The 10,617-nt window shown below is 70.5% G+C and carries 10 protein-coding genes and 1 rRNA gene; 9 read left to right on the forward strand and 2 right to left on the reverse strand.

Annotated features, from left to right (window positions below; all coding sequences use genetic code 11):
• Window positions 1–624 precede the first annotated feature (624 nt).
• Window positions 625–1,428, reverse strand: coding sequence for a hypothetical protein (locus ACWDBE_RS10060; protein ID WP_449807666.1), 804 nt, complete (start codon window positions 1,426–1,428; stop codon window positions 625–627).
• 150 nt (window positions 1,429–1,578) lie between these two features.
• On the opposite strand from ACWDBE_RS10060, the gene ACWDBE_RS10065 reads away from it, so the two are divergent.
• The 7 genes from ACWDBE_RS10065 (at window position 1,579) to ACWDBE_RS10095 (ending at window position 7,668) form a co-directional block, all read left to right on the forward strand.
• A complete protein-coding gene (locus ACWDBE_RS10065; RefSeq protein WP_449791913.1) occupies window positions 1,579–2,370 on the forward strand; it encodes an ABC transporter ATP-binding protein in 792 nt (263 codons plus the stop codon).
• 120 nt (window positions 2,371–2,490) lie between these two features.
• The gene (locus ACWDBE_RS10070) at window positions 2,491–2,913 is read left to right on the forward strand and encodes an NfeD family protein (RefSeq protein ID WP_392878240.1); all 423 of its coding nucleotides are present in this window, start codon (window positions 2,491–2,493) and stop codon (window positions 2,911–2,913) included.
• A 10-nt stretch (window positions 2,914–2,923) separates the two neighbouring features.
• Window positions 2,924–3,973 carry an SPFH domain-containing protein gene (locus tag ACWDBE_RS10075; RefSeq protein ID WP_449791914.1) on the forward strand — a complete coding sequence of 350 codons (1,050 nt, stop codon included), beginning with the start codon at window positions 2,924–2,926 and terminating at the stop codon, window positions 3,971–3,973.
• 184 nt (window positions 3,974–4,157) lie between these two features.
• The gene (locus ACWDBE_RS10080) at window positions 4,158–4,916 is read left to right on the forward strand and encodes a sulfite exporter TauE/SafE family protein (protein WP_449807667.1); all 759 of its coding nucleotides are present in this window, start codon (window positions 4,158–4,160) and stop codon (window positions 4,914–4,916) included.
• Window positions 4,917–4,954: 38 nt separating this feature from the next.
• Window positions 4,955–5,134 carry a DUF1272 domain-containing protein gene (locus tag ACWDBE_RS10085; RefSeq protein ID WP_449807668.1) on the forward strand — a complete coding sequence of 60 codons (180 nt, stop codon included), beginning with the start codon at window positions 4,955–4,957 and terminating at the stop codon, window positions 5,132–5,134.
• 87 nt (window positions 5,135–5,221) lie between these two features.
• The gene (locus tag ACWDBE_RS10090; protein WP_449791916.1) at window positions 5,222–5,527 is read left to right on the forward strand and encodes a 4a-hydroxytetrahydrobiopterin dehydratase; all 306 of its coding nucleotides are present in this window, start codon (window positions 5,222–5,224) and stop codon (window positions 5,525–5,527) included.
• 125 nt (window positions 5,528–5,652) lie between these two features.
• A complete protein-coding gene (locus ACWDBE_RS10095) occupies window positions 5,653–7,668 on the forward strand; it encodes an outer membrane protein assembly factor BamB family protein (protein WP_449807669.1) in 2,016 nt (671 codons plus the stop codon).
• A gap of 163 nt (window positions 7,669–7,831) precedes the next feature.
• Here the strand turns inward: ACWDBE_RS10095 and ACWDBE_RS10100 are convergent, their stop codons facing one another.
• The gene (locus ACWDBE_RS10100) at window positions 7,832–8,362 is read right to left on the reverse strand and encodes an HNH endonuclease (protein WP_449807670.1); all 531 of its coding nucleotides are present in this window, start codon (window positions 8,360–8,362) and stop codon (window positions 7,832–7,834) included.
• Window positions 8,363–8,655: 293 nt separating this feature from the next.
• Here ACWDBE_RS10100 and tyrS point away from each other — a divergent pair, with 293 nt between their 5' ends.
• Window positions 8,656–9,921, forward strand: coding sequence for a tyrosine--tRNA ligase (tyrS, locus tag ACWDBE_RS10105; RefSeq protein ID WP_449791925.1), 1,266 nt, complete (start codon window positions 8,656–8,658; stop codon window positions 9,919–9,921).
• 603 nt (window positions 9,922–10,524) lie between these two features.
• Window positions 10,525–10,617 (forward strand): 16S ribosomal RNA (locus ACWDBE_RS10110); the annotation flags it as partial.

Genomic DNA, 10,617 nt, shown 5'->3' on the forward strand with positions numbered 1-10,617 from the left:
GCCCGGGCGGCAATCCGCGACCGGCAGGCGTACGGGCCGGAGCTGCTGAGGCGCCGGCTCCGGATGCGGCGCTGGCAGTTCAACCTGGCACGGGAACGCGAACTGATCCCCGAACCGGACCTCGACAACGGTACCTGGTCGGCCCTCGTCGAGGTGCAGCTCGAGGCTCGTGCCGAGGAGATCGTCCTCGCGTTGGGCGCCGTGCCTCCGGTGGGAGCGACCAAGGCGGCCACGGTGCTGAGGCACACCACCGGTCTGCTGGTGATCGCCGAGGACGTCAGACGCCTTGCCGCCGCAGGGGAGCTGCGACCCTGTGGCGGATACCGGGGTTGGCCGACGTACAGCCGGGAGACCTTGGCCGCAGTCCCGTTTGCCGCGGTGGAGCAGGCCGTCATGGAGCGCATGCGCAAGGCCGCGGACACGGCGAGAGCCGCGGTCGAGGTGCTGGAGCGGCGGCTTGCGGCGAGCTTCTCGGAGGAGGAGGCGGCCGAGATCCTGGGGTGGTCCCGGCGCAGGCTGGCGGCCGCTACGACGCAGGGAGACCTGACCATCGGGCCCGACGGCAGGTACGAGCGCGCCGAGGTGATCGCGCTCGCCGCTGCCGGCTCCGGGCCCCACCACCTCTCAGCGGTCGTCTCGCTCGTCGACGAGGGCGTTGTAGGCGGCCACCTGGGCGCGCCGGGCGGTGCGCCGCAGCGGGGTCAGGACGGATTGGCGGGCCGTCATCTCCGAGGCGCTGACGGCAGCGCCGTGGCCGCCGGAGGCGATGGTGAGCAGGGCGGACACCTGGCGGGCCGACTCCAGGACGCGGACGGCCCGGGACGGGTAGCCGGGGGCGAGCAGTTCGCTGTGGCCACGCCGGCGGTACGCATCGAGGGCGCGCAGGGCCTCAGGCCCGGCCCCGGCCACGTCGAGGCGAGCGAGCATGGCGGTAGTCTCCCTCAGCCCGTCTGCGAGCTCACGCTCGGCTTCGTGGAGCGACGGCACGTCCGCCGGAGGTGCGTCATTGACCTCGGAACAGCGCCACAGCACGGTGGCCGAGCGGTCGCCGGCCGGACCGTACACTTCCACCTCCGGCACCAGCCCGAGCGGTGCGCCCACAGCCAGGACGGCCTCACCCGCACTCATGGCCTGCTCGTTGAAGGCCCTCGGGCCGGTCAGCCCGAGCGGATGCCCGGCTGAGGGCAGCGCGAGACGAAGACCCTTCACACCGAGTACTCGCAGTCGGCCCAGCGCCCAGGTCAGGCCGTGCTGCTCGCCAGGTTCGTCGCCGGGAAGCCCGGTGACCCGATGGATCTCGTCTGCGCCCAGGACTGCCGTGGCGGCGTCGTCCGGAGGGACCAGACCAGCCAGCAGGGCATTGCCCCATGCGGTGAGCCGCCCCGAACGGGGCTCTTCGTACGGATTGTCGGCAGGTGTCGCGAGCATCCGGCCAGCCTACGGAATCGGCGGTCATCCGCGTGGCGTAGGTTTGCCCATGCGTGTGCGGCGCACCCACCCCGTGCCCACCGGCTGCCGGAGTAGGCTCGCCGCCCGCACCGACGGCCGAGAATCTTGTTTTTTGGGGAAGGCGTAGGCATGAGCGACGTGCTGGAGCTGGTGGACGTATCCGTGGTCCGGGAGGGGCGCGCGCTGGTCGACCAGGTCTCGTGGTCCATCTCCGAGGGCGAGCGCTGGGTCATCCTGGGCCCGAACGGCGCCGGCAAGACCACGCTGTTGCAGATCGCGTCCTCGTACCTGTTCCCGACCTCGGGCAAGGTCACGGTGCTGGGCGAGAAGCTCGGCGAGATCGACGTCTTCGAGCTGCGCTCCCGGATCGGCCTGGCCGGCGCCGCCATGTTCGACAAGCTGCCCGCCGAGCAGACCGTGCTCCAGACCGTCCTCACCGCCGCGTACGGCATGACGGTCACCTGGCAGGAGACCTACGAGGAGTCGGACGAGGCCCGCGCCCTTGCCCTGCTCGACCGCCTTGGCATGGCCAACCTCACAGACCGCAAGTTCGGCACCCTCTCCGAGGGAGAGCGCAAGCGCACCCTGATCGCCCGCGCCCTGATGACCGACCCCGAGCTGCTGCTGCTCGACGAGCCCGCCGCCGGCCTGGACCTTGGTGGCCGCGAGGACCTGGTCCGCAGGCTGGGCGCGCTCGCTCAGGACGAGTTCGCCCCGGCGATGGCGATGGTCACCCACCACGTCGAGGAGATCGCGCCGGGCTTCACCCATGTCCTGATGATCCGCCAGGGGAAGGTGCTCACGGCCGGGCCGATCGACACCGAGCTGACCGCCCGCAACCTCTCCAAGTGCTTCGGCCTGCCGCTCACCCTGGAGCGGCACGGAGACCGCTGGTCGGCCCAGGGTCTGCCGCTGGGCTGAGTCCCCGTCCGTTCGTTCATCCGGAAGGCCGTCGGAACCGGTCGCACGTGCGACCGGTTTCCGCCCCTCGACCTGCGGGAACTGTCCGCTTCGAAGGCCTTCGCTCCCTAGGATGGACGTGTGGACAGCTGGATCTGGTGGCTCCTGGCCGCCGCAGGGCTCGGCATACCGCTGGTGCTCACCGCGATGCCGGAGTTCGCCATGTTCGCGGTCGGGGCGCTGGCCGCCGCCGGCGTGGCCGCGCTGGGCGGGGGAGTGGTCCTGGAGACCGTGACCTTCGTCGTCGTCTCGGTTGCTCTGGTGGTCTTCGTCCGCCCGATCGCCTACCGGCAGCTTCGAAAGGGCCCGCAGGTCAAGATGGGCATCGAGGCGCTCCAGGGCGCCACCGCGGTCGTCGCGGAAACCGTCGACGGGGAGGGCGGGCGGATCAAGCTGAGAGGCGAGATCTGGTCGGCCCGTGCGCTCCACCCGGGCCAGGTGTACCAGCCGGGGCAGCAGGTCGACGTCGTCGAAATCCAGGGCGCGACCGCCCTGGTCGTCTAGGGGAGAGTCCGTGGAACCCGTCCTTATCGTTTTGGTCGTCCTGGTCGTGGTGGCCTTCATCGCGCTGATCAAGACGATCCAGGTCATCCCGCAGGCCAGCGCCGCGATCGTGGAGCGCTTCGGCCGCTACACCCGGACGCTCAACGCTGGGCTGAACATCGTCGTCCCGTTCATCGACCGGGTTCGCAACCGCATCGACCTGCGCGAGCAGGTCGTGCCGTTCCCCCCGCAGCCGGTGATCACCCAGGACAACCTGGTCGTCAACATCGACACCGTCATCTACTACCAGGTGACCGACCCCCGCGCCGCGACGTACGAGGTCGCCAGCTACATCCAGGCCATCGAGCAGCTGACCGTCACCACGCTGCGCAACATCATCGGCTCGATGGACCTGGAGTCCACCCTCACCTCGCGCGAGGTCATCAACGCCGGCCTGCGCGGCGTCCTGGACGAGGCCACCGGCAAGTGGGGCATCCGGGTCAACCGTGTCGAGCTGAAGGCGATCGAGCCGCCGACCTCCATCCAGGACTCGATGGAGAAGCAGATGCGCGCCGACCGGGACAAGCGCGCCGCGATCCTCACCGCCGAAGGCCAGCGCCAGGCCCAGATCCTCAAGGCCGAGGGTGAGAAGCAGGCCGAGGTCCTCAAGGCCGAGGGTGAGGCGCAGGCCGCGGTCCTGCGCGCGGACGGTGAGGCGGCCGCGATCCGGACGGTCTTCGAAGCCATCCACGACGGCGACGCCGACCAGAAGCTGCTCGCCTACCAGTACCTCCAGACCCTGCCCGAGCTGGCCAAGGGCGACTCCAACAAGCTCTGGATCATCCCCAGCGAGGTCGGCGACGCGCTCAAGGGCCTCGGCGGCGCCTTCACCGGCCTGACCGGCAACGGCGGAATGAACGGCGGCGCGGTCGCGGCACCCAGCATCACGCAGACCGCCCCGGCGGCCACCCAGGTGCCGCTGGACCCGGCGGCCGGCCCGCGGCCCGTGGACACCGAGAAGGGCGCCGCCCGTCCCCGGGTGGACCCGGCTCGGGAGTACCCGAAGATCGACCCGGAGTGATCGGTCGAACCCCATGACTGGCGAGGGCCCGCTGCCGAGAGGTGGCGGGCCCTCGGCCTTTCGGGAGGCCGACGCGTACGTCCCGGGGTGTGTGGCGTGCGTCCCGAATCGTGGGCGGGTCTGGTCGGCGCGCGAGGCCGTCCGGCATGATCCCCTCGGACAGGACCGAGAGGAGAGGCGACCCATGACGCTCTGGGAGTCGATCGCCGTCCTGGCGGCCGGCATCGGCGCCGGGATGATCAACGTCATCGTCGGTTCCGGCACGCTGATCACCTTCCCGGTCCTGCTCGCCGTCGGCATCCCGCCCGTCACCGCCAACGTCTCCAACTCATTCGGCCTGGTCCCCGGCTCGCTCAGCGGCGTGATCGGGTACCGCCGTGAACTGGTGGGCCAGGGCCGCCGGGTGCTGCGCATGGGCACCGCCTCACTGCTCGGCGGGCTGCTCGGGGCGCTGCTGCTGATCAAGTTGCCGAGCGGGGCCTTCGATGCGATCGTCCCGGTGCTGATCCTGCTCGCGCTCGTTCTGGTGGTGATCCAGCCGCGGGTGGCCAAGGCCGTCGCGGCCCGCCGCCGACCCGGTGGCGATCCGGACGGCAGCCTGGTGCTGCTGATCGGGGTGTTCCTGACCGGCATCTACGGCGGCTACTTCGGCGCCGCGCAGGGCGTGCTGCTGATGGCACTGATGGGGATGCTGCTCCAGGAGGACCTCCAGCGGATCAACGCGGTGAAGAACGCCCTGGCGATGATCGTGAACGCGGTCGCCGCGATCTTCTTCCTCTTCGCCTCGACCGTGAACTGGGCCGCCGCCGGTCTGATCGCGGCGGGATCGCTGGTCGGTGGCCTGCTCGGTGCCAAGGTGGGCCGCCGCCTCCCCCCGACCGCGCTGCGCGGTGTCATCGTGGTGGTCGGTCTCGTGGCCGTCGCCAAGCTTCTGTTGAACTGAACAACCGTCACATCGTCTGCAAATCGGAGAAGTACGCCATGGCCCTGGAGATGCGTGAGAGCTGCGAGCGCTGCGCGGTGTCGCTGACCGCGGACGGCCGTGCCTCGATATGTTCCTACGAGTGCACCTTCTGCCCGGACTGCACCGAGGCCATGGCCGACAGCTGCCCCAACTGTGGTGGCGAACTGGTGGCCCGTCCGCGGCGGAAGGCCGCCTGACACCGGAACCCCGGACATTCCGGTAGCCCGGAGTCCCGGCACTCCGGAATCCCGGCACCGGACCGACGACCCATCAGGAGCGCGGCGATGAGCAACAGGGTACGGCTGAACGAGGACGAGATCACGGCGGCCCTGGTGGCGCTGCCCCAGTGGACGCGGGAGGGTGACAGCATCTCCCGCACCGCCGACGCCCCGGACTTCCCGGCGGCGATCCGGGTGGTCGTCGCCGTCGCCGAGCAGGCCGAGGCGCTCGATCACCACCCCGACATCGACGTCCGCTGGCGCACGCTGCGCTTCGTCCTGTCCACCCACAGCGCCGGCGGCCTCACCGGGCTCGACTTCTCCCTCGCCGCCCGGATCGACGAGGCCCTGCGCGCCGAGTCGGCGGCCTGACGCGGAACGACCGCGAAGCCCGGGACCGTAGGGCCGAGGGCCGAGGGCCCGGGCGTCGCCTCCGGGCGGGCGTGAGATGCTGACTGCCGCATCGGCAGGCGGACGGCTCGGAGGGACGGGAACGGATGGCGCAGGAGCCCTTCGGAGACGCCCACCCCCGGCAGCCGTGGCCGCCCCAGGGCCACCAGGACTGGCAGAACGACGCGTGCGGCGGCTACTCCGAGCAGCAACAGGCACCTCAGCAGCCGTCGCAGTGGCAGCCGCAGCCGGGCTACGGCTCAGCCGAGTACGGGCAGCAGCAACAGCATCCGCAGCAGCAGTTCGGCCAGGGCGGCTACGGGCACGCCGGCCCTGACCAGAGCGGGTACCACCAGAGTGGGTACGGCCAGTCCGGCTTCGGTCCGACCGGCTATGTCGAGGGCCGCTATGTCGAGGGTGGCTACGTCCAGGGCCGGTACGACGGCCAGGAGCAGTACCAGCCGTATCCGCAGTACCCCGACCACACACAGCAGCACCAGTCCTACGCGCCGTACGCCACGTCGGAGCAGCCCGCCGCCGCTGAGGGGCTGTACGTCCCGGCGGGGGCGGAGTACTCGCCGGACGGCTACGTGCACATCGAAGAGGTCGAGCCGGCACCCGCGCCCGGCCCCGAGCAGCCTGCGGGGACCTCTCGGGAACAGGCCCCCGAGCGCCAGGTCGAGACCGCCGCACCGTCGAGGGCCGCTGCTCGTCGAGGCGCCGGCGGCGGAGCCGGTTCCGGTTCCGCCGCGGGCTCCGGCTCCTCGCTTTCCGCCAAGGCCCGGAAGGCCGCCGGCGCGGTGCTGACCGGGGAGCACGTGCCCAGCCGCAAGGCCCTGCTGGTGCGGACCGGCGCCGGTGTGGCCGCGCTGGGTGTGCTGGTGGCCGCCGGGTTGACGGTTGGTGCCGAGGGCGGCGGCAGCGCGGCGGCGAGCAGCGGCGGCGAGCCGGGTTTCGCGGTGGCGCACGCCCGGGCGTGGGCCGCGCAGCCCGCCGCGACCGGTTCGTCCGGGGGCGACGACACGCTGATCGGCAGCTGGCTGCGGGCCGACGTGGTGGTCCGGGCCGACGGCTCCGGGGTACGCGCGTATGACCGGGCGGGTGGCAAGCCGACCTGGTCGGTGGAGCCGCCGGCCGCCGGGGCCGCTCCGTGCGGGCTGTCGGCGGGGGTGAACCAGGCGGGTCTGGGCGCGGTGCTGTTCCGTCCGCAGGCCGATCCGAAGAGCCCCTGCACGCTGGTGACGGCGGTGGACACCAAGACCGGCAAGACCGCCTGGAACAGGACTCTCTCGGACGCCAAGGGCGCGTACTCGGCCCGGGTCGGCGTCACCGAGGACAAGGTGGTTGCCGTCGGTGACGACCGGGCGTTGGCCTGGGAGTCCGCCGACGGGAAGGACGTCTGGCAGTACACCGGCCAGGGCAAGTTCTGCACCCTCTCCGGCGGCGTCAGCGGCAAGACCGTGCTCGTCGCCTCCTCCTGCGCCGATTCGACCCCTGCCGACCAGACCGTCGCGCTGAACACCGCGGACGGCAAGGTCGCCTGGTGGCAGGGCCTGAACAACCAGCCGAAGACGGTGACCGTGCTGTCCGCCGAGCCGTCCGTGGTCCTCACCACCGGCGAGAAGCCCGAGGCGGACCGGCTGTTCGCCTGGGGTACGGGCGGCGATCCGGCCGCCGAGATCCCGGTGGCCGTCGACGGCGGTCGGCTGGACGTCGCCCACGGTACGTTTTCGGCCACTCCCGGCGTGTACTTCGAGGGCCGGACGATGGTGACCACCCTGGCCCCTCCGAACAGCGGCGGACAGGTGGCCGCCGTCGGCTACGACCTGGACACCGGCAAGCAGCGCTGGAAGGTGCCCACCGCCGCCAAGGGCGCCGCCCGGGCCGTGGGCATCGACGGCGGGTCGCTGGTGCTCGCCGCCGATGAACGACGGGACCAGCCCGCCCGCCTCAGCAGGTTCCCGCTGGCGGGCGGCCAGGAGGCGATCGGCGGCAACTTCCCGGCCGGCACCGGTTCGCTCCTGATCTCCGGACGGGTGCTGATCGGCGGCGGGCAGGTGGTCGTGGTGCCCGAGCACTCGACCAACTACGGCACGGCGGCGGGGTACCAGGCGAAGGACTGAGGACCTCCGTCCGTTCCCCTCCGTCCATGCCATCCCACAGGCACCCGCCGCCGTCCGGACGCCGGGAGCGTCCTCAGACCGGGAGCGTCGAGAGTTCCGAGAGCGTCGACAGCGCTGAGGGAGCCGAGAGTGCCGAGAACGCCCCCCGTGCTTGGAAACCGCCTCACGCCGCCGAGACGGGTCGGCCCGGTACGGCAGGCAGCCAGTCGGCGAGGTCCCGGACCTCCGAGCTGCGCAGGCCGAGCGCGAGCATGAGACTCGCCTGCGGCGTCGGTACGAACGGGCGGCGCAGCAGCTTCATCCCGGCCTGCTCCGGCGTGCGGTCCGCCTTGCGCTGGTTGTCCTCCGCGCACGCGGCGACGGTGTTGATCCAGCTGTCGGCACCACCGCGCGACTTCGGCTGGAGGTGGTCCACTGTGGTGGCCCGCCGGCCGCAGTACGCGCACAGGTGCTGGTCGCGGGCCAGGACGCCCCGCCTCGACCACGAAGCCTGTTGTCGGAACGGCACCCGTACGTACCGTTGCAGTCTGATCACCCGTGGCACCGGGACGGCCACGCCCGTCCCCCGGATCGAGCGCAGCGGATGCGCCTGCTCCACCACCGCCTTGTCCTGGAGCACCAGGACGACGGCGCGCTGGAGCGACACCGTCGTCAGGGGCTCGTAGCTCGCGTTCAGAACCAGCGTGTTGCGCACTCGGCACACCCTTCCCGCGGGCGTGCCACGGCGGCACGACCGTCTCCACACACGTCACTGCCGCCGCACGGCGGTGGAACCACTCTGAATGGGCCCGCAGCCGTCGAACAACGGAATTTCCGGTATCGGGAAGGGGCCCGGGAGAGCGGGCCCTCCGACCCGGTGGGGTGCCTCGGGGAAAACTCGCTGGCCGGAACCGCGTAGGCTCTATCAGGCTGGAGTCGTACCGACCCGGGGCCCGACCGAATCGGGCCGGCACCGGGCGGACGCCCGATCGAAGGAGAAGCGTGACCGTGACGGACATCGTCGACGAGCTGCAGTGGCGTGGGCTGATCGCCCTTTCCACTGACGAGGACGCACTGCGCAAGGCGTTCGCGGACGGCCCGGTCACGTTCTATTGCGGCTTCGACCCGACGGCCCCCAGCCTGCACCTCGGCAACCTGGTGCAGATCCTCACCATGCGTCGCATCCAGCAGGCGGGGAACCTCCCGCTCGGTCTGGTCGGCGGCGCCACGGGCCTGATCGGCGACCCGAAGCCCACCGCCGAGCGCGTACTCAACGACCCCGAGACGGTGGCCGGCTGGGTCGAGCGCCTGCGTGGCCAGATCTCGCGTTTCCTCGACTTCGAGGGCCCGTACGCGGCGCGCATGGTCAACAACCTGGACTGGACGTCCGGAATGTCGGCGATCAGCCTGCTGCGTGACGTGGGCAAGTACTTCCGGGTCAACAACATGATCGCGAAGGAGGCCGTCGCCCGACGGCTCAACTCCGACGCGGGCATCAGCTACACCGAGTTCAGCTACCAGATCCTCCAGGGCATGGACTACCTGGAGCTGAACCGCCGCTACGGCTGCGCCCTGCAGACCGGCGGCAGCGACCAGTGGGGCAACCTGACCGCCGGCACGGACCTGATCCGCAAGGCCGACGGCAAGTCCGTCCACGCGCTGGCCACGCCGCTGATCGTCAAGGCCGACGGCACCAAGTTCGGTAAGACCGAGTCCGGCACCGTCTGGCTCGACCCCGAGCTGACCACCCCGTACGCCTTCTACCAGTTCTGGCTGAACGCGGACGACCGGGACATCCCGAACTTCCTGCGGATCTTCAGCTTCCGCTCGAAGGAGGAGATCGAGGAGCTGGAGCGCGAGACCACCGAGCGCCCCGCCGCCCGCCTCGCCCAGCGCGCACTCGCCGAGGAGCTCACCACGCTGGTGCACGGCGCGGAGCAGTACGAGCGCGCGGTCGCCGCGTCCAAGGCGCTGTTCGGCCAGGGCGACCTGGCGGACCTGGAGGCCCCGACCCTGGCGGCCGCCCTGGCCGAGGTCCCGAAGGCCGAGGTGTCCGAGCTCCAGACGGTGGTCGACCTGCTGGTCGCCGTCGGCCTGTCGCCGAGTCGCTCGGCCGCGCGCCGGACGATCAAGGAGGGCGGTGCCTACCTCAACAACGTCAAGGTGACGGACGAGGAGGCTGTGCCGACCGAGGCCGACCTGCTGCACGGCCGCTGGCTCGTGCTGCGGCGCGGCAAGCGGAACCTGGCGGCGGCGGAGCTGGTCGCCGGCTGAGGCGTGGCCATGGCTGAAACAAACCTGCTCTGAGCTGCGGTTTCGAGCCGCGAGGGCCGGATCTGGACAGATCCGGCCCTCGGCGTTTGACGATGTCGTCCAGGTGGCCTAGTGTTGAACGAGTCGCTGGAGCGGCCATCCCACTCGGCAAGACCCACTCTCGCTCTGATCCCCATGAAAATGGGCTTGTTGGCGTTCCCGTCAACCGGAGCGAGTGTGAATTTCGAGTGACGCTCGAAATGCGTTAGTGTGGTGGACGTCGCGAAAGCGATCCCGGCCAGTTACGGGAAATCGGATGAATGAAACTCCGGAAAACGGAGCGGAAAACATCTGATAAGCTGGAAACACGAAAGAACGAAGCCCGGAGGGTCCGCTGGAAGGCGGTCCGAAGGAAGCGTCCGTTCCTTGAGAACTCAACAGCGTGCCAAAAGTCAACGCCAGATATGTTGACATCCCCGGCCTCAGGTTTCCTGGGGTTGGAGATTCCTTTTGAAATAAACACTAGCGAGGACGCAGTGCGCGGGGCCGCCCTATTCCGGTGGTTGCCGTGCCGCTCAACGCGGGTGTGAACCGGTCCTGCTTGATTGTCGGGCCGAGTAAACATTCACGGAGAGTTTGATCCTGGCTCAGGACGAACGCTGGCGGCGTGCTTAACACATGCAAGTCGAACGGTGAAGCCCTTCGGGGTGGATCAGT

The organism is Kitasatospora sp. NPDC001132 (assembly GCF_053598415.1).

What these genes read in the sequence shown, in the direction of transcription:
- ACWDBE_RS10060 (WP_449807666.1), bottom strand. Translation starts at nt 1,428, where the DNA reads ATGCTCGCGACACCTGCCGACAATCCGTACGAAGAGCCCCGTTCGGGG.
- ACWDBE_RS10095 (WP_449807669.1), top strand. Translation starts at nt 5,653, where the DNA reads ATGGCGCAGGAGCCCTTCGGAGACGCCCACCCCCGGCAGCCGTGGCCG.
- ACWDBE_RS10065 (WP_449791913.1), top strand. Translation starts at nt 1,579, where the DNA reads ATGAGCGACGTGCTGGAGCTGGTGGACGTATCCGTGGTCCGGGAGGGG.
- ACWDBE_RS10080 (WP_449807667.1), top strand. Translation starts at nt 4,158, where the DNA reads ATGACGCTCTGGGAGTCGATCGCCGTCCTGGCGGCCGGCATCGGCGCC.
- ACWDBE_RS10090 (WP_449791916.1), top strand. Translation starts at nt 5,222, where the DNA reads ATGAGCAACAGGGTACGGCTGAACGAGGACGAGATCACGGCGGCCCTG.
- ACWDBE_RS10085 (WP_449807668.1), top strand. Translation starts at nt 4,955, where the DNA reads ATGGCCCTGGAGATGCGTGAGAGCTGCGAGCGCTGCGCGGTGTCGCTG.